Origin of the sequence: Amycolatopsis sp. NPDC001319 (genome assembly GCF_042896185.1) — a bacterium.
Lineage (GTDB): Bacteria > Actinomycetota > Actinomycetes > Mycobacteriales > Pseudonocardiaceae > Amycolatopsis.
Map to the genome: position 1 here is coordinate 167,390 of NZ_JBIAWY010000011.1, position 22,841 is coordinate 190,230.

Sequence of the window (22,841 nt, forward strand, 5' to 3'; positions counted from 1 at the left end):
GCAGGTCATGGCCGCATCCTGTCCGACAGGTTCAGACCAGACCGGGCCAGTGGTGCGCCCGGTGTCCACAAGGGTGAACACCGGGCGTCCTGTTTGTCGCATTGGTCTCTTTGGTTGTTCCGGTGAATGAGGCTTTGCGCTTTCCGGGTGAAACGCATTCCCGCCGGGTCAATTCAGTGCAGCGCGCCGCGCGCGATCACTTCCGAGTACCACTGCGCGCTGCGCTTCGGCGTCCGCCGCTGCGTCGCGTAATCCACGTGCACCAGCCCGAAGCGCTTGGCGTACCCCTCGGCCCACTCGAAGTTGTCCAGCAGGGACCAGTAGAAGTAGCCGCGCAGGTCCACGCCCTGGGCCAGCGCGTCGTGCGCCGCGCGCAGGTGCGCGTCGAGGAACGCGACGCGATCGGTGTCGGCGATCTCGCCGTTGTGCAGCTCGTCGGGGTAGGAGGCGCCGTTCTCCGTCACGTACAGCGGCACCGGCCGGTAGTCGCGGTGCACCTGCAGCAGCGACGCGGTGAGCCCGGCCGGTTGCACCTCCCAGCCCGAGTCCGTGAGCGGCGCCGCCGGGTCGGGGACGAAGTGCACGTCGGCCGCACCGAGCCATTCCGAGCCGGCCGGTGAGCTGCCGGGCCGAGGAGCGCCGGCGATGCGGTAGCCGCGGTAGTAGTTCACGCCGAGCCAGTCGACCGGCGCGGCGATCACGGCCTCGTCGCCCTCGCGCACCACGTCGGCGAACCCGAACGGCGCGAGGTCCGCCACCACGTCGGCCGGATAGCCCCCGCGCAGCACGGGGTCGAGGAACAGCCGGTTCTGCTGCCCGTCGATCCGCCGCGCCGCTTCAGCGTCTTCGGGTGCGGCCGAGTCCGCCGTGACCGGGTACAGGTTGAGCGTGATCCCGGCCGGCACGCGCGGGGCATCGCGGCGCAGCACGTCCATCGCGAGCCCGTGGCCGAGCAGCAGGTGGTGGGTCGCGGCGGCCGCGGCAGTGGCCGAAACCCGGCCCGGCGCGTGAATGCCCTTCGCGTACCCGAGCATCGCCGCGCACCACGGTTCGTTGAGCGTGGACCAGCTCGCCACCCGGTCGCCGAGCACGCTCACGATCGTCTCCGCGTACTCGGCGAAGCGGTACGCCGTGTCGCGGGAGGTCCAGCCGCCGAGGTCTTCCAGCCGTTGCGGCAGATCCCAGTGGTACAGCGTCGCCCACGGCTCGATCCCCGCCGCCAGCAGCGAGTCGACCAGCCGGTCGTAGAAGGCGATCCCCCGCACGTTCGGCACGCCGCCGGGCCGGATCCGGGGCCACGCCAGGGAGAACCGGTACGCGCCGAGGCCCAGCGAGCGCATCAGCTCCACGTCCTCGCCGGCGCGCCGGTAGTGGTCGGCCGCCGGCTCGCCCGTGTCGCCGCCGCGGATCGCGCCGGGCCGGGTGGCGAAGGTGTCCCACACGGACGGCTCGCGCCCGTCCACAGTGGTCGAACCTTCGATCTGGAACGCCGCCGTGGCGGCGCCCCAGACGAACCCGGGCGGGAACGTGAGCCCGGTTCCGGTGGCCTGTGAATCGACGGACATGGTCACCCTTTCACGGCACCTTGCATGATCCCGGCCACGATCTGGCGGCCGAGCAGGAGGAAGACGATGAGGATCGGGATCGTCGCGAGCGTGGTGCCGGCGAGCACGAGCGAGTAGTCGACGTAGTAGCCGCTCTGCAGCTTCTCCAGTGCCACCTGCACGGTCGGGTTGCCCACGTCGAGCACCACGAGCGGCCACAGGAAGTCGTTCCAGGACATCATGAACGTGAACATCGCGAGGATCGCCGCCGCCGGGCGCACGGCCGGCAGGCACACGTTCCAGAAGATCCGGATCATGCTGCAGCCGTCCACGCGCGCGGCCTCGATCAGCTCGTACGGCACGGCGTCCACTGTGTACTGACGCATCCAGAAGACGCCGAACGCGGTCACCAGGTTCGGCACGATCACCGCCTGCAGCCCGCCGGCCCAGCCGAGCTTCGACATCGCGATGAACAGCGGGATGATGCCCAGCTGCGTCGGCACCGCGAGCGTCACCACGATGAACACGAACAGCGCGTTGCGGCCGCGGAAGCGCAGCTTGGCGAAGGCGAACCCGGCCAGCGACGAGAACAGCACCGTGGTGAGCGTGACCGTGCCCGACACGATCACGCTGTTGGCCAGTGCCTTCCAGAACGGCACGGTGTCGAACACCCGCGCCGCGTTGGCGAAGAAGTTCCCGCCCGGCAGCAGCGGCGGCACGCGTTCGGTGAGCATGCCGTTGCCGCGGCTGGCGACGAGGAACGACCAGTAGAACGGGAACAGCGAGCCGAGCACGAACACGGCCAGCACCCAGTAGGTGGCCTTGCGCGGTTTGCCCAGCCGGCTCACCCGGGTGGTCAGCGTGGTCATCCCTTCCGCCCTGCCTTTCTCGGAGTGCGGGCGATCCGGCCGGTGAGCAGGTAGTTCAGCCCGGCGATGACGACGATGATGAGGAACAGCACCCACGCGATCGCCGACGCGTAACCGAGGTCGAAGTTCTCGAACGCCGTCTGGTACAGGTACAGCGTCACGGTCTGGAACTGGTGGGTCGAGCCGCCGTTGTTCGAGCCGGGCATGGCGTCGAACAGCTTGGGCTCGGTGAAGATCTGCAGCCCGCCGATCGTCGAGGTGATGGTGACGAAGATCAGCGTCGGCTTCAGCAGCGGCAGCGTCACGTGCCGGAACCGCCGCACGGTGCCCGCGCCGTCGATCAGCGCCGCCTCGTGCAGCTCCTTGGGGATGGCCTGCATCGCGGCCAGCACGATCAGCGCGTTGTAGCCGGTCCAGCGCCAGTTGACCATGATGGCGATGGCCACGTGGCTCGCGAACCGGTTGGCCTGCCAGTCCACAGGGGACAGACCGATCGTCTGCAGGAGACCGTTGACGAGGCCGTACTTGGGGCCGAACAGGTTCGCGAAGATGATCCCGAGCGCCACCAGGCTCGCCGCGTACGGCAGCAGGATCCCGACGCGCCAGCCGGTCGCGCCGCGCACCCGTGTCGAGAGCAACGCGGCCAGGAGCACGGCGATGATCAGCTGCGGCACGCTGGAGAGCAGGAAGATGCTCACCGTGTTCTCCAACGAGTGCCAGAACTGGGCGTCGGCGAAGAGCTCCTTGAAGTTGTCGAGGCCGATGAAATCGGGGTTGTCGTCGCCGGCGTCCCAGTGGAACAGCGACACGTACGCGGTGTAGAGCAGGGGGAACAGCCCCACGATGCCGAAGACGATGAAGAACGGCGCCACGTAAAGGTAAGGCGACGCCTTCACGTCCCAGCGGGACAGCCGGTCGCGCAGCCCCGGCCGGGGTGCGGGACGCCGCACCCCGGCCTGCGAGCCCTCGCGCGTGACGGTGGTCGTCACCGCGCGAGCTTCTTCGCGCCGTCCACGAGCTGCTGCCAGCCGTCGGCCGGCGACTTGCCCTGTTCCACGGCCTGTAGCGCGGGCGCCGTCACGTTCTCCTGGATCTGGCCGTCGTTCGGGCCCTTGTACTGCGCCTGCTTGACCTTCTTGGCCTGCGCCACGAACAGCTCGCCGATCTTCGCGCCGCCGAAGTAGGCGTCGGTCTGGTTCAGCAGCTCGGGGCTCTCCAGTGCCTTGACCTGGCTCGGGAAGGTGCCCTTCGCCTGGAACGCCTTGAGCTGCTGCTCCGGGGCCGTCAGCCACGCGGCCAGCGCCGCGGCCTCACGCGGGTGCTTGCTCTGCGTCGGCACGGTCAGGTACGAACCGCCCCAGTTGCCGCCGCCACCGGGGAACGCGTCGGTGACCGCCCACTTGCCCGCGTTCTCCGGCCCGGCCTGCTCCTTGACCACGCCGAGCATCCACGCGGGACAGACCTTCGTCGCGAACGCGCTCTGCCGGAAACCCGAGTTCCACTCGTTGCTGAACGCGGTGAGCTTGGCCGACTCGCCCTTGCCGACGGCGTCGGTCACCTTCGCCCACGCGTCCTTGATGCCCTGGTTGGACTCGACGGTGAGCTTGTCGCTCTTGTCGAGGTAGCCGACGGGCAGCTGGTTGACCATGGCGTTGAAGTTCTGCGCGGCCGAGTCGAACCACGCCTTGCCGGTCTTCTGCGCGTACTGCGCGCCGGCCGCGAAGTAGCTGTCCCAGCTGGCGAACATGGCCTTCACCGACGCGTCGTCCGTCGGCAGCCCGGCCTGCTGGAGCAGGTCCTTGCGGTAGCACATCGCGTCGGGCCCGATGTCCGTGCCGTAGCCGATGAGCTTGCCGTTCTTGTCCTTGCCGGCTTCGTACTTCCACGACAGCCAGCGGTCCGGGCTCGCGTCGGCCGGGCCGATCTGGGTGAGGTCGTAGAACTTCGACGACTTGCTGAGAATGTCGGAGAGGTGGCCCTCCTCGACGGCCTGCACGTCGGCGAGACCGGAGCCCGCCGCGAGCTTGGTCATCATGTCCTGCGCGTACGGGCCGCCCTGGCCCGTCTTGCGGTGAGTGATCTTGATGTTCGGGTGCAGCCGCTCGTACTCCGGGATCAGCGCTTCGTAGCCGAACTCCGTGAACGTGGCCAGCGTGAGCTCGATGTGCTCGTTGGGCCCGGCCGCCGCCGGGATGTCGCCGCTGCTGTCGCCACCGCCGCCACCGCACGCCGCCACGGCGAGCGCCGTCATCGTGATGCCCAGCGCCGTCGCCAGGCCCTTCCGGAACGTTGTCACCGTCGTCAACCCCTTGAAGGTTCAGTTTCTGGGAGCGCTCCCAGACGGTTGACGAGTCTGGGTCGGCTGGAGTTCCATGTCAAGGGTGGTTATCGGAGCGTGCCCTTCCGGGAGCGCTCCCTGAATCGTGCAGCTAAGCTGTCCGACGATCACGAGTGGAGGGGTGGTGCAGTGGCGCCTCGGTCCGAGGACGAGCGCCCGACGCTGGAAGACGTCGCGGCGTTCGCCGGTGTGTCGCGCTCCACCGCTTCGCGGGCGTTGAACGACGACACCTACGTCAGCGCGCGGTCACGAGAGAAGGTCTTGGCCGCGGCCCGCGATCTCGGTTACTCGCCGAACCAGGCCGCGCGGTCGCTGGTCACGCGGCGAACGGGTGCGATCGCCGTGGTGCTGTCGGAGCCCGAGGCGCGGCTGCTCGACGACCCGTACCGCACGGCCGTGATGCGCGCGGGCTACCGCGAGCTGGCCGACGTCGGCTGCCAGATGGTCCTGATCTTCAGCGACACGCGCGAAGACCTCACGCGCACGGTGCGTTTCCTCGAAGGCGGGCACGTCGACGGGGTGCTCGTGTTCGCGCCGCACCGCGCCGATCCGCTGCCCCGGGCGTTGCGGCTGCTGCGCGTGCCCGTCGTTTTCGGTGGCCAGGCCGCCGACCTGCGCCGCGGTGTGCACGTGGTCGACTTCGACAACGAAGGCGGCGCGCGGCTCGCCGTGCAGCACCTCGTGTCGGCCGGGCGCCGCCGCATCGCGACCATCGCCGGGCCGCAGGACCAGGGCGCGCCCATCGACCGGCTCGCGGGCTGGCGCAAAACCCTCGTCGACGCCGGCCTCGACCCGGCCGACCTCGCGGAGGAAGCCGACTTCACCCTCGCCGGCGGCGCCCGCGCGATGGCCGCCCTGCTCGACCGCGTCCCCGACCTCGACGCCGTGTTCGTGGCCAGCGACATGATGGCCGTCGGTGCCCTGCGCACCCTTTCGTCGGCCGGACGAGCCATCCCGGACGACGTCGCCGTGGTCAGCTTCGACGACAACGCCACGCTGGCGCCCGAGATGACGCCGCCGCTGACGTCCGTGCACCAGGATCCGCGCGAACAGGTGCACGCGATGGTGCAGACGCTGATGAATCTGCTCGACGGGCAGGAACCCAAGCCGCGTCGGCAGATCCTGCCGGTGTCGCTCACCGTCCGCGAGTCGAGCTGAGGTCCGTCAGGGGAACAGTCGGCGGAGCCGAGCCAGGCGCCAGAGTCGGTTCGGGGGCGGCCGACGCCGGAGTCTCCGCGACCCCGGCCACGACGACCGCCGCCAGGACCAGCGGCCACCCCGAGCGGCCACCTCCGGCGGCGACCGGCCAGGCTCTTTCCGGTGCTCACGCCGGGTAATGCGCGTTGACGGTCGGGGGATTCCACCGACTTTCGGTGACCTGGGTCACGTCCGCGGCCGTGGCAGCACCAGGACGATCGGGACCCCTCCCGGCGGTCCCGGCCTAACTTCTGCGCCATGGGTGCGAACGAGAGCCGCGGGCGGGCCGCGGCCGGGCGGTTGCGGGCGATCGCGACGCCGCAGTTGTACCGGCGCAACCCGTTCCGGGTCACGGGACTCAACGCGACGGTGTCCCGGCGGGCCGTGCGCGAGCAGCGGCTGCGGGTGCTCGGCGTGCTCGAAGTCGGCGGCGCGCGCCCGCCCGGGGTGCCCGCCGACGCGACGCCGGAGGAGATCCGCGCGGCGTTCGACGCGCTCGGCAACATCGAGCACCGGTTCGTCGACGAGCTGTTCTGGACCTGGGGCACGCCCGAGGACTGCGGGTGCCCGCCGCAGCTGCACCACAAGCACGACCTCGCCGTCGCGGCCCACTCGGCCGCGCTCGAGGCCGAGACCGAGCACACCGAGGACCACCCGGCGCCGCTGTGGGACGAGGCCGCGCGCAGCTGGGCCGTCACGCTCAGCAGCGAGGCGTTCTGGAGTCACCTCACCCACCGCGTGGAGAGCCTGGGCGATCCGCGGCTCGACGAGTCCACTGTGGACGGTGTACGCAGCGCCCTTCCCGGCGCGCTCGTCGCCCCGCTCGTGGTCCTCACGGCCGAGTCGAGCGAGCCGCACCGGCTCGTGCGGTACCTGCCGCTCTTCGGCGGCGACAAGCACACCGTGGCCGACGCCCGCAGCGAAGCCGCCGAACCCACGTACGCGCGGCTGGAGAGCCTGCTGAAGGAGCTGCGCAAGCTCCTCGACGAGGGCAAGGCGCGCACTGCGGCCGAACGCGCGCTCGCGGAGCTCCCCGCGTCCCTCGACCGGCTCGAAGACCTGGTGCCGCGCAAGGACTTCCGCCGTACGGCGAGTGTCACCGAACTCGCGGCGGTCTCGCTGAACAACATCGGCGTCGCGCTCGCCGATTCCGTCGGAGCACCCCACGGGCTGGTGAAGGACGTCTTCGCCCTGGCGACGCGATACACCACGGACCAGGACACGCTCGCCACCGTCAAGCGCAACCAGCAGGGCGCGCTCGGCGCCGGCCGGGGCAACGCCCCCGTCGACATCGGGCAGCTCTGGAACACCGTGACCGGCCACATCAAGCGCGGCCGGTACAGCGACGCGACCCGCGTGCTGACCACGATCATCGAGATCGCGCCCCGCTCCGAAGATCGGGAACAGGCGCGCCGGATGATCGTCCAAATGCGACAGCTGGAGGACGGCGGACCACCACGGCGCCACGTCTCCGCGCCTCGGGTGTTCCTGGCGCTGCTGCACGTGGCCTTCGGTGTCACCCTGCTCGCCACGCTGCTGACCTCGCCGTTGCTGCCGGTGTTCCTCATCGGCGTGCCCGGCCTGGTCGGGGCGCTCGGCCTGGCTACCGACGCATCCGTCGCCCGCGGGCGGCTGCCCGCCCTGCTCGTGACCGATGCCGTGGCCGGGCTCGTGCTGTGGCTGGTGGATTCGACCGGCACGCCGATCCCCGCGTGGATCACCGTGGTGACCGCGGTGCTGCTGCTCGTGGTGGGGACCGTACGCATGCGCACGGAGAGGACAAGGGCGTGACGAACACCGAAGACCGGCGCCAGCGCCGGCACCACCGGGAGTTCCGCATCGAAGAACCGTTGTGGGGAGCGGAAGAACGAGCGCGGCTGCGGGAGCTCGCCGCCCAGGTCTCGGCCCTGCTCGCGGTCGCGGAAGGGCCCACGAAGAGCTCACCCGGAGAACCGGCGGGGCCCCGGCTGTCCGAATCGGACCTGGCTGTTGCGGCGACGGCGTTGTGGCGGGCCCGCAAGAAGCTCACCGGCGCGCAGGACCGGGTGGCGAAACAGGCCGGGCGGTACCTGTCGGCGAGCCAGGACGCGCTCGACGCGGCAGGGGTGCTGATCCAAGACCACGACGGGGACCCGTTCGACTCCGGGCTCGCGCTGGAACCGCTGGTGTTCCAGGACGAACCGGGCCTCACGTCGGAGCGCGTGGTGGAGACGGTGCGGCCTTCGGTCTACCTGGCGGGGCGGCGGATCCAGATGGGGCAGGTCATCGTGGGGTGCCCGGTCGCCCCCGGCACGACGGCGGAGGAAGCTGATGCGGGACACCATTGATTTCGGCATCGACCTCGGCACGACGAACAGCGCGCTCGCCGTGCTGGACGGCGGCCAGGTCTCGGTGGTCAAGAACAACGTGCAGGGCGACTACACGCCCTCGGCCGTGTGGATGCCCAAGCCCGGCCTGATCCAGGTCGGTGCGGCGGCGAAGAGCCGCCGGGAACGCGACTCGGACAACGTCCAGGTCGAGTTCAAGCAGGCGATGGGCTTCGCCGACGCCCGGCGCACCTTCGCGCGCGCCGGGGTGTCGATGACGCCGGTCGAGCTGTCGGCCGAGGTGCTCAAGTCGCTGCGCGGCGACGCCGCCCGCCGCTTCGGCGAACCGCCGGCGGCCGCGGTGATCACCGTGCCCGCGGCCTTCGCGCTCAACCAGACCGAAGCGACGAGTGAGGCGGCGAAGCTCGCCGGCTTCACGGCGCCGTGCCCGCTGGTGCAGGAGCCGACGGCGGCCGCGTTCGCCTACGGCTTCCAGAACGAGACCCGTGGTGCCCACTGGATGGTGTTCGACTTCGGCGGCGGCACGTTCGACTCGGCCGTGGTCAGCACGGTCGACGGCGAGCTGTCGGTGCTCCACCACGCGGGCGACCTCGGGCTCGGCGGCAAGAACATCGACGCCGCCATCGTGAGCAGCCTGCTCGCTCCGGCTGCCGCGAAGGCCTTCGGGCTGACCGGCTTCACCGTCGAGAACCCGCGCTGGATCAACAACTTCGCGATCCTCCGCGCGGCCGCGGAGTCGGCCAAGATCGCGTTGTCGTCGACCGACGAGGCGCAGATCATGACGGAGCTGGACCGCGGCGACGGGGTGTTCGACACGTTCGAGCACACCCTGCGGCGGGAGGACGTCGACCGGCTCGCGTCGCCGTTCTACCTGCGCGCGGTGCACCTGTGCCGCGAAGCGCTGGCGCAGGCGAACCTGCGGCCGTCGGACATCGACCGGCTGTTGCTCGTGGGTGGCCCGACGTTGGCGCCCGGCCTGCGCGAGCTGCTCGCCGATCCGGCCGACGGCCTCGGCATCGAGCTCGACCACAGCCAGGACCCGAGCACGGTCGTGGCTCGCGGGGCCGCGATCTACGCCGGCACGGTGGCGTTGCCGCGCGCCAAGGTCGTGCCGAAGCGCGGTGAGTTCTCCGCGACCTTGTCGTACCCGAAGACCACGAGCCTGCTGTCCGTCCCGGTCTCCGGCCGGTTCGAGACGCCGGGTGGCGCCGACTGGAGCAGCTTCCGCGTGGTCCTGAGCGATTCGCACCGGCAGCCGCAGTACCGCAGCGCGGAGGTCGCGCTGTCCCCGGACGGCACGTTCACCCTCGACGTGCTGCTCAAGGAGCTGGTCTCCAACCGGTTCGAGGTCGAGCTGATCGACTCCACGGGCGCGCGGGTGCCGGTGAACCCGCCGGGGTTCACGGTCACCCACTGGACGAACGAGATGCAGGGCCAGACCGTGGTCAACAGCGTCGGCCTGACCGAGGCCGACGGCACGTTCACCCCGATGCTGATGAAGAACCGCCCGCTGCCGGCGCAGATCACGCAGCGGTTCTACACCACCGCCGGCGTGCACCGCGCCGACACGGCCTCGGTCATCCGCATCCCCATCGCCGAAGGGGAGTTCCGTCGCGGAGAGCGCAACAAGCAGGTCGGGCTGATCGAGATCAAGGCCCAGGACGTCCGCCGCGACCTGCCGCGCGGCAGTGAGATCGAGATGACCTTCAAGATGGACGAGTCGCGCCTGGTCGAGGTCACCGCCTTCGTTCCGTTGCTCGACGCGGAGTTCGAGGCCGCTGTCGAACTGGGCAAAACCACGGTCCCCGAGGCGCCGGCACTGCGCCGTCAGCTCAACGAGCTCGAAGCCCGCCACGAGCAGTTGCGCTCCGAGGCCGAGAACGCACGGTCGGACCGCGCCCGCGGCCTGCTGATGCGGCTCGACGAGCGGGGCACGGTCGCGGCGGTCCGCGAGGAGGTCACGTCGAGCGCGACCGACGAGGGCGCGGCGGTCGCGGCCGAGCAGCGGATGCGGGAAGTCCAGGCGGAGCTCGACGACATCGAGGAAGAACTGCGCATCCCCGACGTGATGGCCCGGCTGCGCGACCAGATCGAGCACTGCCGGGAGCTCGTCGACCGCGTCGGCTCCGACGAGGACCGCACCGAGCTGGCGGAAATCGAACGCCGCTACGAGACCGCGCGCGACAGCCGCGACGCCGCGGCCGCCGAACGGGTCTCCGACCGCGCCACGGACCTCCAGGTGCTGCTGCTGCGCCGCGACGGCTCGCTCGACGAGGAGATCTTCCGCGCCCTGTGCGCGGCACAGGACCGGATGACCGATCCGGCCCGTGCCCGAGAGCTCATCCGCGAAGGCGAGCACGCCCTCGCCACGCGCAACTGGCCCGCCCTGACGGACGTGAACCGCCGGCTGCGAGCGCTGCTGCCGCCCGACCCCCGGGGTGAGCCCGGGCCCGGCATCCTGCGTCAGGAGCGTTCGTGATGACCGTGTTCAGCGGGCTTTCCGAGGAGCTGACGCTCGCGGAGGCGGCCGACCTGGCCCGCCTCGGCGACTACGCGGCCGCCGCGGAGCTGTTGCAGCGCGAAGCCACCGACGACGTGACGCGGCTGGACCTGCTGGCCCGCGTCCACGCGCAGGCCGGTGATCTGGAGCAGGCCGACGCGGCGTGGGCCCGGGTGCTGGAGCTGGTGCCGGAGTCGGCGTCCGCGCTGGCCGGACGGCGGCTGATCGCGAAGATCCGTTCGGGGCGGCTGCGCAAGCGCCCGATCGGCCGGCGGCTCGCGGCCGCCGGTGCGGCGGTGGTGGTCGTGGCCGGGGTGGCGGTGATCGTGGCGACGCTGCCGTGGTCCGCTCCGGAGCCGGCGCCGACGGCCGCACCCGTCGCGACGACCAGCCCCGCTGTGCAGGCCGAGCTGGACCGGTTGCACGCGTCGCAATCGCAGGCGGCCGAGGCGGAGCAGAGCCGGCAGCAGAAGCTCACCGCGCTGGCGGCGCACCTCGGCGGCGACGGCGTGCAGGTCACCACCGGCTCGGCCGTCACCATCACCTTCGACGAAGGGCTCTTCGGCCCCAACGCGATCAGCCCCAGCGCCGACGGCCGGCGTGCGCTGGAACGCTGGGGCGCCGTCCTCAAGGGACAGGACGTGCGAGTCACGGTGATCGGCCACGGTGTCGCCGTGCCGGGTGGCCCGGCGACCGGCGGCTCGTCGACCGCGCTGGCCCGCGCGGCTTCGGCGGCGCGCGTGCTGGCGACGGCGAGCGGCCTGCCGCTCACGACGTTCGCGATCACCAGCGCCGACCAGGCCACGCCCGTGCACGGGGGCACGGACGCGGCCGCGAACCGCACGGTGACGCTGGAGGTGGCGCCGCGCTAGGTCTCAGGCGCCGATCGCGTCGAGCTCGGCCACAACGTCGGCCGGCAGCTCGAGCGCGGCGGCCGCGACGTTCTCCCGCAGATGCCCCATCGACGACGTGCCCGGGATCACGGCGATCGCGGGCGAGCGCTGCAGCAGCCACGCCAGCGCGACCTGCATCGGCTTCGCGCCGAGCCGCGCGGCGCACGCGTCGAGCGCCGAGGACTGCAGCGGGCTGAACCCGCCCAGCGGGAAGTACGGGACGAACGCGATGCCGAGCGCGGCGCACTTGTCCACGAGGTCGTCGTTCTCGCGGTGCGCGAGGTTGTAGGCGTTCTGCACGCACACCACCGGCGCGATCTCGCGCGCGACGTCGAGCTGCGCGCCCGTCACGTGGCTCACTCCGAGGTGCCGGATCAGACCCTGTTCCCGCAGCTCGGCCAGCACTGAAAACGGTTCCACGATCGACACGTCCACGGGGTAGCCGCCCGTTTCGTCGCCCAGGCGCAGGTTCACCACGTCGAGCGCCTCGACGGCCAGGTTGCGCAGGTTGTCGTGGACGGCGGAGATCAGCTCGTCGCGCGTGAGCGCGGGCGGCCAGCCGCGGTCGGCGCTGCGGCGCGCGCCCACCTTGGTCACCAGCACCAGCTCGTCCGGGTAGGGCGCGAGGTTGGTCCGGATCAGCTCGTTGACGGTGTGCGGGCCGTAGTAGTCCGAGGTGTCGATGTGCGTGATGCCCAGCGCGAGCGTCTCGCGCAGCACCGCCGACGCCTCGGCGAGGTCCTGCGGCGGCCCCCAGACCCCGGGACCGGCCAGGCGCATCGCGCCGAAGCCCATCCGGTTCACGGTCAGCTCGCCGAGCTGCAGGGTGCCGGCCGCCGTGGCGTCCGTCGTCATGTGGTGCTCCTCCCGGGACGGTGATCCGGCCGTCAGCCTAGTCCGGAGTGGACTGCGATCAGGTGCACGCGTGCTTCGACTTCAGCACCCGCTTCACCGACGCGGCCACGCGGTCCGCGGGCAGCTCGCCGCTCGACACCGCCTTCACGAGCCGGTCGAGCACCGCGCCGACGTCGCCGTTGCCCGAGGAGAACAACGCCTCGTCGGCGCCCGCCTGCAACGCCTTCAGCACGGCGTCGGGCAGCGGGTACTGGTCGGTGATCGCCTTCATGCCGCCGAGGTCGTCGGTGATGATCGGGCCGGTGAAGTGGTAGTCGCCGCGCAGCAGCTGATATGCGGCGGGGGAGATGGACGCGGGCACACCGTTCGTGAGCCCCGGCACGTCGAGGTGCCCGACCATCACTTCGACGGCGCCGTAGCCGGCGATGTTCTCGTACGGCTTGAGGTCCACCTTGCGCAGCTGGTCGAGCGGCGGCGTGGTGACCGTGCCCTTGTGCGAGTCGCCGGATCCGTGGCCGTGGCCGGGGAAGTGCTTGAGCACCGGTGTCACGCCGCCCTGGCGCAGGCCTTCGGCGAACGCCATCGCGTACTGCCGGACCTTGGCGGGATCCGAGCTGTACGAACGGTCTCCGATCACCGCGTCGTCCGGTTCGTCGCTCACGTCGGCGTCGGGCGCGTAGTCGACGGTGATCCCGCGCGCGTGCAGCTGCTTGCCCCGCTGCACGCCCAGCGCGCGGACTTCGGCGGGCGTCTTCGTGGCGGCCAGCTCGCGCGCGCTCGGCATCGAGCCGTCGAGGTCGTCGATGCGCTGCACGCGCCCGCCCTCTTCGTCGACCGAAACGGACACGGGGATCTTCGCGGCCTGCTGCACGGCGTCGAGCGCGTGGTTCTGCAACAGCGTGGTTTTATTGCCTCCCACGAAGAACCCGCCGATCTGCTGCTGCTGGACAAGTTTTGTCACCGCCGCGGGATTCGCGGCGTCGACCCCCGGGACCACCAGCTGAGCCACCCGCGCGCGCACGTCGAGTGAAGAGATCAGCGAGTCGCATGAAGACGGTGAAGCCGGCCGTGAAGACGGCGGCTGTGCCGGCTCCGACGACACCGTCGGGGCGGCGCTCGTGCTCGGCTGAGCACCCGGTTCGGCCAGCGCGGTACCGGAAACCGTGTGGGTGGAAGCACATCCGGCGAGGGTGCCGGCGACCAGCACGGCGCCGCCGATCGCCGCAGGTAGCCGCTTCCGTACGGGCATCTTCATGAATTCCTTACATGTTCGGTCCCGGTGTACTCGCGACGCTGGTGGAACCCCTGGTGGGAGCCCAACTTCACGTCGTGAAGAATGACTTCATCGCGGCTAGAGAATTCGTGAAGCCGCTGTCTCCAGACTGGCAGACACGGGATGAGTGTTTCTTCAGGGAGGTAGCAGCGATGGATCAGGTCAGGGTGGCGGCGTGGGCTTCGGATCCCATCGCGCTCGCGGGGCTCATCGACCACCTGCGGGCGCGGCCCGAGGTGCAGGTGCTGCCCGGCCCGCGGCGCGGGGAAGCGGCGGTGCTCGTGTTCGCCGCCGGCCGCGTGACGCCGGAGCTCAAGGCCGCCCTGCGCGCGGCCGCCTCGGAGACGCCGGCCGCGATCGTCCTCGTCGCCGGGTACGTCGACGCCGAAGAGCTGCCGGAACTGGCCGCGTGCCACGTCGTGGCCGTGCTGCCGCGCGAGGCCATCGCGGGCGACCGGCTCGTGCGCAGCATCACCGCCGCCGCGTCGGGCAAGGAGACCTCGCTGCGCGACCTGCTGGGCCAGGCCGAGAGCCTGCAGCACACCGCCGGGGGTGCCGCGCTGTCGCCGCGCGAGGTCGACGTGCTGCGGCTGATGGCCGAGGGCTGGGACACCGCGGAGATCGCCGGGAAGCTCTGCTACTCGGAACGGACCGTGAAGAACGTCATCTACGGGATGACCAATAGGCTGAAGCTGCGCAACCGACCGCATGCCGTCGCCTACGCCCTGCGCGCAGGTGTTATCTGAGGGAAGCTCACCCCGTGCGAAAGCTGACCCGGCGCCCGGCCGTCGCCGTCCTGACGACCGTGCTCCTCCTGCTGGTGACCGCTTGCAGTGGCGGCTCGGCCGCCGAAGGCGGGAAGATCAAGCTGACCGTGGCCACCTTCGGTGAATTCGGTTACGCCCCGCTCTTCGCCCAGTACGAGAAGGATCATCCGAACATCGAGATCCAGAGCCGGGTCACCGACTTCGACACGCACTTCAAGACGCTCGCCACGCAGCTCGCGGCGGGCCACGGCGCGGCCGACGTCGTCGCCATCGAGGAGCAGCAGATCCCCAAGTACCTCGGGGTGAAGGACAAGTTCGTGAACCTCGCGGACTACGGCGCCGACCAGCTGCAGAACCAGTGGGCGCCGTGGAAGTGGGCCCAGGGCACGAAGGACGGCGACGTGCTCGGCCTCGGCACCGACATGGGCAGCCTCGCCATGTGCTACCGCCGCGACCTCTTCCAGCAGGCCGGCCTGCCGACCGACCGCAAGGCCGTCGCGGCGCTCATGCCGACCTGGGAGGCGTACGCCCAGCTGTCGCAGCGCTTCACCGACAAGCTGCCGAAGGTGAAGTTCGCCGACTCGGCTGGAACCGTTTTCACGGCGATGCTGAACCAGTCGCCGGAGAACTACTTCTCATCCCGCGACGATTCCTACATCGCGGACAAGAACCCCGCCGTGCGCAACGCCTTCATGCTCGCCGGCACCCTCGCGCAGAAGGGCCAGACGGCCGGCGCGACCACGTACACGCAGGCCTGGAATGTCGCGATCAAGCAGGGCACCTTCGCCACGATCGCGTGCCCGGCCTGGATGCTCACGCAGATCAAGGAAGCCGGCGGCGACGGCAATACCGGTAAGTGGGACGTGACGACCGTCCCCGGCGCCAGCGGCAACCAGGGCGGCTCGTTCCTCTCGATCCCGAAGCAGAGCGAGCACCCGAAGGAAGCCTACGACCTCGCGAAGTGGCTCACGGCGCCCGAGCAGGAGAAGAAGCTCTTCCTCTCCGACGGCATCCTGCCGAGCGAGCCCAGCGTCTACAAGGACCCGCAGGTCGTGAACCACACCGACCCGTACTTCTCCGGCGCGCCGATCGGCCAGATCTACGCCGCGTCCGCCGACACCCTTCGTCCCAACTACCGCGGCCTGCACGACGCCGACGTCCGGCCGGAGTTCGGCCGGGCGCTCGGGCGGATCGAGGACGGGTCCGAAAAGGTCGACGCGGCCTGGGCGGACGCCGTGAAGCTCGGCCGCGAGGCCATCAAGTAAGGCCCCGCATGCGCGGCTCCCTGTCGGCGCGTTGGGACCGCAAGGTCTCGCCGTTCCTCTTCATCGCCCCGTTCTTCGCCGTGTTCGTGGTGTTCGGCGCGTTCCCGCTCGTCTACACCGCCTGGGTCTCCCTGCACGACTGGGACCTGCTCGCCGGTGACCGGGGCGGGTTCGGGCTCGCGAACTACGCCGAGCTGTTCACCGACGGCCGGTTCTACAACGCGCTGTTCAACACCACGAGCATCTTCCTGCTCGCCGCGATCCCCGAATTCTTCCTGGCGCTCGGGATCGCGGCGCTGCTGAACCGGCCGCTGCGCGGGGCGACGTGGTGGCGCACCGGCGTGCTGCTGCCCAACGTGGTGTCGGTCGTGGCCGTGGGGCTGGTGTTCGCGCAGCTCTACAGCCGCGACTACGGCGTGGTCAACGAGGTGCTCGGCTGGTTCGGGATCGACCCGATCTCGTTCCAGGCCCGCAAGTGGTCCTCGCACCTGGCCATCGCGACGATGGTGATGTGGCGCTGGACCGGCTACAACTCGCTGATCTACCTGGCCGCGATGCAGGCCGTGCCGCAGGACCTGTACGAGGCGGCGGCGCTCGACGGGGCTTCGCGCTGGCGGTCGTTCTGGTCGGTGACGGTGCCGGGTATCAGGCCGACCATCGCGTTCACGGCCGTGGCGGGGACGGTCAACGGGCTGCAGCTGTTCGCCGAGCCGCAGCTGTTCGACGCGACGGGCTCCAGCGGCACGGGCGGCAACGACCGGCAGTTCCAGACGCTCACGATGTACCTGTACGAAAAGGGGTTCGGCAAGTTCGACGCGGGTTACGCGTCGGCGCTGTCGTGGGTGATGTTCGTGTTCTGCGTGCTGTTCGCGTTCTTCAACTACCGGCTGGTCCGCCGGTTCGTGAGCGCGCCGTGATGCCGCGGCGGCGCGCGGGCGCGTGGGTGTACGTGGTGCTGGTCGGCGTGGTCGGCGCCTCGCTGTTCCCGCTGTACTGGTCGTTCGTGATCTCCACCCGGGACAACTCGGCGATCGGGGAGACCTCGCCGCTGCTGCTGCCGGGCGGGCACCTGTTCGAGAACATCCGGCGCGTGTTCGACACGGTCGACTTCTGGCTCGCGATCGGCAACTCGCTGATCGTTTCCGTGACGGTGATGGTGTCCAATGTGGTCCTCGCGAGCTTGGCCGGGTTCGCGTTCGCGCGACTGAGGTTTCCGGGCCGCAACAGTCTTTTCCTGTTCGTGGTCGGCTCGGCGATGGTGCCGGCGCAGCTCGGCGTGATCCCGCTGTACCTCGTGGTCGGCGACTTCGGCTGGTACGGGAAGCTGGAGGCGGTGATCGTGCCGGCGCTGGTGAGCGCGTTCAGCGTGTTCTGGATGCGTCAGGCGTGCGAGGGCGCGGTGGCCAGCGAGCTCGTGGACGCGGCCACTGTGGACGGAGCCTCGGTGGTGCGCACGTTCTGGCACGTGGCGGTGCCCGCGATCCGGCCGCAGGCCGCGGTGCTGGCGATGCTCACGTTCATGGCCACGTGGAACGACTACTTCTGGCCGCTGGTGGTGCTCGACCCCAACGAGACGCCGACCGTGCAGGTGGTGCTCTCGCAGCTGGCCAGCGGGTACTACACCGACTACGCGCTGATGCTCACCGGCGCGACCCTCGGCGTGCTGCCGGTGATCGCGCTGTTCCTGGTTCTGGGGCGCTACATCGTGCGGGGGATCCTGAAAGGTGCTGTCCATGGCTGAGCTCGAGTTCCCGTCCGGCTTCTGGTGGGGCGCGGCGACCGCGTCGTACCAGATCGAAGGCGGGGTGACCGAGGGCGGCCGCGGACCGTCCATCTGGGACACCTACAGCGCGACGCCGGGCAAGGTCCTCAACGGCGACACGGGTGCCGTCGCGTGCGACCACTACCACCGCTACGGCACGGACGCCGCGCTGCTGTCCGAGCTGGGCCTGCCGGTGTACCGGTTCTCGGTGGCGTGGCCGCGCGTGATGCCCGACGGCCGCACCCGCAACGCGGAGGGCCTCGCGTTCTACGACCGGCTCGTCGACGAGCTGCTCAGCCGCGACATCCTGCCGGTGCTCACGCTGTACCACTGGGACCTCCCGCAGGCCATCGAGGACGCCGGCGGCTGGCCCGCGCGGGACACGGCCTACCGGTTCGCCGACTACGCCGCCGTGGTCCACGACTACCTCGGCGACCGCGTGCCCCAGTGGACGACCATCAACGAGCCGTTCTGCGCCGCGTTCCTCGGCTACGGCAGCGGCGTCCACGCGCCGGGCATCCAGGATTACGACACCGCGCTGGTCGCCGCGCACCACCTGCTGCTGGGCCACGGCCTGGCGATGCGGGCGCTGACGGAACAGGCCCGCCCCGGCCAGGACTTCTCGCTGGCGCTGAACTTCGCGCCCGCACTGGCCGACGGGGACACGGATGCCCACCGCGAAGCCGTACGCAAGTTCGACGGCATCCACAACCGCTTCTTCCTCGACCCGGTGCTCGGCCGCGGCTACCCGGCCGACGTGATGGCCGACGTCGAACACCACGGCGGCCGGTTCGCCGCGTCCATTCAGGACGGTGACACCGACCTCATCGCCGCGGCCATCGACTGGCTCGGCGTGAACTACTACGCCCCCGCCCGCGTCGCGCCGCTGGCCGACCCGCTCGCGACCAGCAACTGCCCGCTGCCCGGTTTACGCGGAATGGACGTCCTGCCCGCCCGCGGCCCGCTGACGTCGTTCGGCTGGGAGCAGACGCCGTCGTCGCTCACGGATCTGCTGGTGTGGCTGAACTCCCACACCGGCGGCCTGCCCCTGGTCGTCGCCGAGAACGGTGCCTCCTTCGAGGACACCGTCGTCGACGGCCGCGTCCACGACCCCGCCCGCGTCGCCTACCTCGACACCCACATCCGCGCCGTCCACGGCGCCCTCGCGCGCGGCGCCGACGTCCGCGGCTACCTGGCGTGGTCCCTCCTGGACAACTTCGAGTGGGGCATGGGCTACACCCAGCGCTTCGGCGTCGTCCACGTCGACTTCGACACGCAGGTCCGCACCATCAAGGACTCGGGCCGCTTCCTGGGCGAGGTGGCGAAACTCAACCGCCTGCCTGACCCTGCCTGACCCGCCCCAATGTGGCGTTGGGTGCGCTGGACGCAACCAACGCCGCATGGGGGTGCGTGGAACTCAGCCGATCCGCCGCGCCACCGCATTCGCGACACCAGACCGCGACGGCGACTCCAGCTTCCCCAGCAACCGGGCCACATGCGCCTGCACCGTCCGCCGCGGCAGCGCCAGCTCCGTGGCGATGTCGGGATTCGACCGCCCCTCCGCCACCAGCGTCGCGATCCGAACCTCCAGGGGCGACAGCGAATCCCACCCATGCCCCGGCCGGGCGGCGGCCACGAACCGCCCGCCACGCCGGACCCCGAGTTCCCGCAGGCGCTTCTCCGCCCGCTGCAAGTCCCACCGGGCCGACAGCGACGTGTACAGCTCAGCCGCCTCGTCCAGCGCCGCGTGAGCCGCGGGCAGGTCCTCGGTGCGCGCGAGCAGCACCGCCGCGTCCTCCAACGCGGCGGCGAGCTCCGGGCGGCGGCCGACCGAGCGGAAGTGCTCGACCGTCCGCAGGACCGGCGCCGGGTCGCCGTCGATGAGGCCGCGGCACCAGTCCATGGCCGCGTGGGCGCGGGCCGGTTCGCGTTCCTTGGCGGCCTCTTCCTCGCACACCGCCAGCCCCCGCAACGCGAGCGCCTGGTCTCCGGCCTCCAAGGCCAGCCCGACGAACATCGGCAGCCACTGGTGCCGCAGCATCATCTGGGCGTAAGTCGGGTTGAGGATCGGTTCGAGGACGGCCAGCGCCTCCTTGATCTCCCCGCGCTGCCACGCCACCACCGAGTTGGCCACCAGCAGGAAGTCGAAACTCTCCCGCTCGGCACCGGTCGCCGGCGCGTACTCCTCGGCCGCGTCCAGATGCGCCGCCGCCTGCCCGCGCTCGCCGCGGCGGGCGGCGATCAGCGAAGCCACGCCGTGCAGCAGCAACGCCGCCGCGCCGGGTTCGCGCAGGCCGTAGAAGGTGATCGCCGGCCCGTCTTCCGTCACGGTGTCGAGCTCGACCAGCGCCTCGTCCCAGCGGCCCTCCCAATACCGGTGCACCGCGACCGACACCTGCAAGCCGATCGGCATCGAATGCCGCTGCGCGATCTCGCCCGCCGCCTGCAGTGTGCGGTCCGCCTCGCCGAGCCGGTCGAGGTTCTGCAGCGTGAACACGCGGTTGTCCAGCAGGTCCAGGTGCAGGTCGGCCAGCTCGTGCTCGTCGCCGACGGCCTCGATGGCCTCGTCGATGTGCGCCAGCGCGCTCTCGTGGTGGCGGCGCACGGAATCCACCAGCCACAACGTCTGCAACGCGTGCGCCGACAGGTACGGGTCCCCGTCGGCCTCCGCGCGGGCCTGGTGCGCGCTGGCCTCCGCGACGTCGAGGTCGTCCAGCCCGCCGCGGCGGAAGTTGGCCAGCAAGTGCCGGCGACGCACGTGCCAGATCTCGGGCAGCGCCGGATCGTCCTCGGCCTCTTCGAGCGTCTGCACGGCGAGCGCGACGGCCCCGCGCCGGAACCGCAGCGTGGCCAGCAGGTGCCGCATCTCCGCGACGTTCTCCGGATCCTGCGAAAGCTCAAGCGCTTGCACAGCAAGGGTTTCCGGGTTTCGCTCCAGCCGGAAGAGCACCTTCGTCAACGCGGTGATCAGCGCCTCACGCCTCGGGTCGGCCGCCGAGCACGCCGTGAGCGCCCGCTCCAGCAGCTCCACGGCGATCAGCGGCGCCCGGTTGGTCACGGCCGACTGGTTCTCCGTCAGCCAGTCCAGCACCCACGGGTCCACAGTGGACGGGGCTGCCACGAGCTGCTCCGCGACACGCTTGACCGGCGCGCCGATCCGCGCCAGCGCCTCCGCCGCCTGCCGGTGCAGCGCCGCCCGCGTACCCGACAGCAGCCGGTTGTACAACGCCTGGCGCAGCAACGGATGCCGGAACGCGAGCTGCGTGCCCGTGTCGATGAGGACGTTGGCCGCCACCGCTTCTTCCAGCGGCGCCAACAGGTCCGACGGGCGGATGCCCAGCACCGCGGCGATGTCGCCGACCGCGAACTCCATGCCCAGCAACGCACCCCAGCGCAGCACGTCCTGCGTCTCGGCCGGCAGGAAGTCGAGCCGCCGGTCGACGGCCGCCACGAGCGAGCGCGGCGTCTCGAACTCGGCGGGGTCGTCGACGTCGGCGTACCCACTGTCCACTTCGACCGCACCCGCGCGCACGAGCACGTCGACCATTTCCTTGACGTACAACGGGTTTCCCGCGGCACGAGCGGCCAGCTCACGCAGACCGGGGCCGGGATCCGCGCCCAGCAGCCCTTCGATCAGCCGCACGACGTCGTCGGACACCAGCGGTTCGAGATCCAGCACGACGCCGTCTCGCGACTCGACGCCGCGGCGCAGCTGAGCGAGCTCCGCGCGGTCGGGCGCGGGCCGGGTCGCGGCCACGAGCAGCAACGGCAGCTGCCGCGTCGCCGCGCACAGCCGGTGCCACACGAGCACGCTCGACTCGTCGGCCCACTGCAGGTCGTCGATCACCAGCACCAGCGGGGCGTCGGCGCACAGCTCGTCGACCAGGGACAACAGCCGGTCGACGGCTCCGAGCACCGGGTCGCTCGAACCCCACGCGCGTTGCGCCGGCCCCTCGCCCATCAGCTCCTTCGCCACGCGGGCGCGACGCGGATCCGGCGAGGCGGCGTCGATCGCGAGGCACTCCAGCATCACCTGCAGCGGGAACCGGGTGCTCAGCTCGTCGGCCGCCACCCACGCGAGCTGCAGCCCACCGCCGGTCGCGTAGCTGAACACGCGCGTGAGCAGCTCCGACTTCCCGATGCCCGGCTCGCCCTCGATCCACACGGCCCGGCCCCGCCCGTCGCGGACCTCGGCCAGCAGCTCGCTCAGCTGCGCCGACTCGGCTTCGCGGCCGAACAACGGGCTGTCGTCCCCGTCGTCCAGCGCCCGGCTGACGCGCGGCGGCAGCACGGAAATCGGCTCGGGACCGGCCGGCGGCTCCGGCGTCTTCACCTTGGGCAGGTCGAGCGCCGGGTCCTGCTCCAGCACGCGCTGGTGCAGCTCCCGCAGCCGCGGCCCCGGCTCCACGCCCAGCTCCGCGCGCAGGGTGGCGCGGGCGTCGCGGAACACGTCGAGCGCGTCGGAGTGCCGGCCGCTGCGGTACAGCGCGAGCATCAGCGACTCGCGCACCGCCTCCCTCAGCGGGTGCTCGCCGACGAGCACGGTCAGCTCCGCGATCAGGTCCTGGTGGCCGCCGAGCTCCAGCACGGCGGCGGCGCGGCGCTCCAGCGTGTCGAGCCGCAGCTCGGCCAGGTGCTCGCGGTGGCGCTCGGCGAACTCGCCGGGCACGCCGGACAGCGCTTCGCCGTGCCAGAGGGCGAGCGCGGCGTCGTACTCCGCGGCGGCCTTGTCGTGGTCACCGGCGGTGGCGTGCTGCTGGGCCTGCTCGCGGTGGCGTTCGAACACGGCCGCGTCGAGGCCCCCGGGCTCCAGTGCGAGCGAATAGCCTCCGGCGTCGGACACGAGCACGCCCGAGGCCGCCCACTTCGTGCGCTCGGGGTCGAGCGCGCGCCGCAGCCCCGAGATGTAGGTGTGCACGCTGCCCTCGACGCTGGCGGGCGGCGAGTCGCCCCACACCCCCGCGATGAGCTCCGCGCGTGGCACGGACCGGCCTGCGTTGACCGCGAGCATCGCGAAGATGGCACGCTGGCGCGCTGGCCCGAGCTTGATCTCGGCCGGACCTCGCCAGGCCCGCAACGGGCCGAGCACGTCCACCCGCAACCCGCTGTGCGCATCCCCTGGCATGCCGTTCCATTCGACGTACCGGTCTGACTCGCCGAGCTTACCGGGAGCCGGTGATCACCCGGCATCGTACGAGTGGCCGGCATCCACCGATGCCCCCGCCACCACCCTCAACGGAGGCGCTGCGCG

At 71.1% G+C, this 22,841-nt stretch carries 17 protein-coding genes; 10 read left to right on the forward strand and 7 right to left on the reverse strand.

Annotated features, from left to right (window positions below):
- Positions 1-173 precede the first annotated feature (173 nt).
- Genes ACFY1H_RS36250 through ACFY1H_RS36265 form a run of 4 tightly spaced genes read right to left on the reverse strand, consistent with a single transcriptional unit; the run spans position 174 to position 4,709 of the window.
- Positions 174-1,565, reverse strand: coding sequence for a GH1 family beta-glucosidase (locus ACFY1H_RS36250; RefSeq protein ID WP_366588348.1), 1,392 nt, complete (start codon positions 1,563-1,565; stop codon positions 174-176).
- Between the two features lie 2 nt (positions 1,566-1,567).
- Complete coding sequence (locus ACFY1H_RS36255; RefSeq protein ID WP_366588346.1) at positions 1,568-2,413, reverse strand: carbohydrate ABC transporter permease; 846 nt, start codon at positions 2,411-2,413, stop codon at positions 1,568-1,570.
- Positions 2,410-3,402 (reverse strand): sugar ABC transporter permease, encoded by a 993-nt coding sequence (locus tag ACFY1H_RS36260; protein ID WP_366588343.1) that lies wholly within the window; start codon positions 3,400-3,402, stop codon positions 2,410-2,412. The genes ACFY1H_RS36255 and ACFY1H_RS36260 overlap by 4 nt, the downstream gene beginning before the upstream one ends.
- Positions 3,399-4,709: an ABC transporter substrate-binding protein gene (locus tag ACFY1H_RS36265; RefSeq protein ID WP_366588341.1), complete on the reverse strand. Its 1,311-nt coding sequence runs from the start codon at positions 4,707-4,709 to the stop codon at positions 3,399-3,401. The genes ACFY1H_RS36260 and ACFY1H_RS36265 overlap by 4 nt, the downstream gene beginning before the upstream one ends.
- A 171-nt stretch (positions 4,710-4,880) precedes the next feature.
- Here ACFY1H_RS36265 and ACFY1H_RS36270 point away from each other — a divergent pair, with 171 nt between their 5' ends.
- From ACFY1H_RS36270 to ACFY1H_RS36290, 5 genes are all read left to right on the forward strand, one after another.
- Positions 4,881-5,909 (forward strand): LacI family DNA-binding transcriptional regulator, encoded by a 1,029-nt coding sequence (locus ACFY1H_RS36270; protein WP_366588339.1) that lies wholly within the window; start codon positions 4,881-4,883, stop codon positions 5,907-5,909.
- 297 nt (positions 5,910-6,206) lie between these two features.
- The gene (locus tag ACFY1H_RS36275; RefSeq protein ID WP_366588337.1) at positions 6,207-7,739 is read left to right on the forward strand and encodes a hypothetical protein; all 1,533 of its coding nucleotides are present in this window, start codon (positions 6,207-6,209) and stop codon (positions 7,737-7,739) included.
- On the forward strand, positions 7,736-8,275 hold the full coding sequence (locus tag ACFY1H_RS36280) for a hypothetical protein (RefSeq protein ID WP_366588335.1): 540 nt from the start codon (positions 7,736-7,738) through the stop codon (positions 8,273-8,275). Before ACFY1H_RS36275 ends, ACFY1H_RS36280 begins: the two co-directional genes overlap by 4 nt.
- Positions 8,259-10,754, forward strand: coding sequence for an Hsp70 family protein (locus tag ACFY1H_RS36285; RefSeq protein WP_386954075.1), 2,496 nt, complete (start codon positions 8,259-8,261; stop codon positions 10,752-10,754). The genes ACFY1H_RS36280 and ACFY1H_RS36285 overlap by 17 nt, the downstream gene beginning before the upstream one ends.
- The gene (locus tag ACFY1H_RS36290; RefSeq protein ID WP_386954078.1) at positions 10,754-11,647 is read left to right on the forward strand and encodes a hypothetical protein; all 894 of its coding nucleotides are present in this window, start codon (positions 10,754-10,756) and stop codon (positions 11,645-11,647) included. The genes ACFY1H_RS36285 and ACFY1H_RS36290 overlap by 1 nt, the downstream gene beginning before the upstream one ends.
- A gap of 3 nt (positions 11,648-11,650) precedes the next feature.
- On the opposite strand, the gene ACFY1H_RS36295 is transcribed toward ACFY1H_RS36290, so the two are convergent.
- Positions 11,651-12,523, reverse strand: a complete 873-nt coding sequence (locus ACFY1H_RS36295; protein ID WP_366588327.1) for an oxidoreductase — start codon at positions 12,521-12,523, stop codon at positions 11,651-11,653.
- Between the two features lie 58 nt (positions 12,524-12,581).
- Positions 12,582-13,772: a glycoside hydrolase family 3 N-terminal domain-containing protein gene (locus tag ACFY1H_RS36300; RefSeq protein ID WP_386954081.1), complete on the reverse strand. Its 1,191-nt coding sequence runs from the start codon at positions 13,770-13,772 to the stop codon at positions 12,582-12,584.
- 176 nt (positions 13,773-13,948) lie between these two features.
- On the opposite strand from ACFY1H_RS36300, the gene ACFY1H_RS36305 reads away from it, so the two are divergent.
- The 5 genes from ACFY1H_RS36305 to ACFY1H_RS36325 are packed head-to-tail and all read left to right on the forward strand — an operon-like array spanning position 13,949 to position 18,944.
- Positions 13,949-14,542, forward strand: coding sequence for a LuxR C-terminal-related transcriptional regulator (locus ACFY1H_RS36305; protein ID WP_366588322.1), 594 nt, complete (start codon positions 13,949-13,951; stop codon positions 14,540-14,542).
- Positions 14,543-14,556: 14 nt separating this feature from the next.
- On the forward strand, positions 14,557-15,828 hold the full coding sequence (locus tag ACFY1H_RS36310) for an ABC transporter substrate-binding protein (RefSeq protein WP_386954084.1): 1,272 nt from the start codon (positions 14,557-14,559) through the stop codon (positions 15,826-15,828).
- Positions 15,829-15,836: 8 nt separating this feature from the next.
- The gene (locus tag ACFY1H_RS36315) at positions 15,837-16,745 is read left to right on the forward strand and encodes a sugar ABC transporter permease (protein ID WP_366588318.1); all 909 of its coding nucleotides are present in this window, start codon (positions 15,837-15,839) and stop codon (positions 16,743-16,745) included.
- Positions 16,745-17,569, forward strand: a complete 825-nt coding sequence (locus ACFY1H_RS36320; protein ID WP_386954087.1) for a carbohydrate ABC transporter permease — start codon at positions 16,745-16,747, stop codon at positions 17,567-17,569. Before ACFY1H_RS36315 ends, ACFY1H_RS36320 begins: the two co-directional genes overlap by 1 nt.
- Complete coding sequence (locus ACFY1H_RS36325; protein WP_386954090.1) at positions 17,562-18,944, forward strand: GH1 family beta-glucosidase; 1,383 nt, start codon at positions 17,562-17,564, stop codon at positions 18,942-18,944. Before ACFY1H_RS36320 ends, ACFY1H_RS36325 begins: the two co-directional genes overlap by 8 nt.
- Before the next feature lie 63 nt (positions 18,945-19,007).
- Here ACFY1H_RS36325 and ACFY1H_RS36330 read toward each other — a convergent pair whose 3' ends face one another.
- Complete coding sequence (locus ACFY1H_RS36330; RefSeq protein ID WP_386954093.1) at positions 19,008-22,715, reverse strand: BTAD domain-containing putative transcriptional regulator; 3,708 nt, start codon at positions 22,713-22,715, stop codon at positions 19,008-19,010.
- Between the last annotated feature and the right edge of the window lie 126 nt (positions 22,716-22,841).

Bases quoted from the DNA above. Each gene is read 5' to 3' on its own strand.
- ACFY1H_RS36295 (WP_366588327.1), bottom strand. From the start codon at position 12,523: ATGACGACGGACGCCACGGCGGCCGGCACCCTGCAGCTCGGCGAGCTG.
- ACFY1H_RS36330 (WP_386954093.1), bottom strand. From the start codon at position 22,715: ATGCCAGGGGATGCGCACAGCGGGTTGCGGGTGGACGTGCTCGGCCCG.
- ACFY1H_RS36315 (WP_366588318.1), top strand. From the start codon at position 15,837: ATGCGCGGCTCCCTGTCGGCGCGTTGGGACCGCAAGGTCTCGCCGTTC.
- ACFY1H_RS36300 (WP_386954081.1), bottom strand. From the start codon at position 13,772: ATGCCCGTACGGAAGCGGCTACCTGCGGCGATCGGCGGCGCCGTGCTG.
- ACFY1H_RS36320 (WP_386954087.1), top strand. From the start codon at position 16,745: ATGCCGCGGCGGCGCGCGGGCGCGTGGGTGTACGTGGTGCTGGTCGGC.
- ACFY1H_RS36255 (WP_366588346.1), bottom strand. From the start codon at position 2,413: ATGACCACGCTGACCACCCGGGTGAGCCGGCTGGGCAAACCGCGCAAG.
- ACFY1H_RS36325 (WP_386954090.1), top strand. From the start codon at position 17,562: ATGGCTGAGCTCGAGTTCCCGTCCGGCTTCTGGTGGGGCGCGGCGACC.
- ACFY1H_RS36275 (WP_366588337.1), top strand. From the start codon at position 6,207: ATGGGTGCGAACGAGAGCCGCGGGCGGGCCGCGGCCGGGCGGTTGCGG.
- ACFY1H_RS36250 (WP_366588348.1), bottom strand. From the start codon at position 1,565: ATGTCCGTCGATTCACAGGCCACCGGAACCGGGCTCACGTTCCCGCCC.
- ACFY1H_RS36285 (WP_386954075.1), top strand. From the start codon at position 8,259: ATGCGGGACACCATTGATTTCGGCATCGACCTCGGCACGACGAACAGC.
- ACFY1H_RS36305 (WP_366588322.1), top strand. From the start codon at position 13,949: ATGGATCAGGTCAGGGTGGCGGCGTGGGCTTCGGATCCCATCGCGCTC.
- ACFY1H_RS36290 (WP_386954078.1), top strand. From the start codon at position 10,754: ATGACCGTGTTCAGCGGGCTTTCCGAGGAGCTGACGCTCGCGGAGGCG.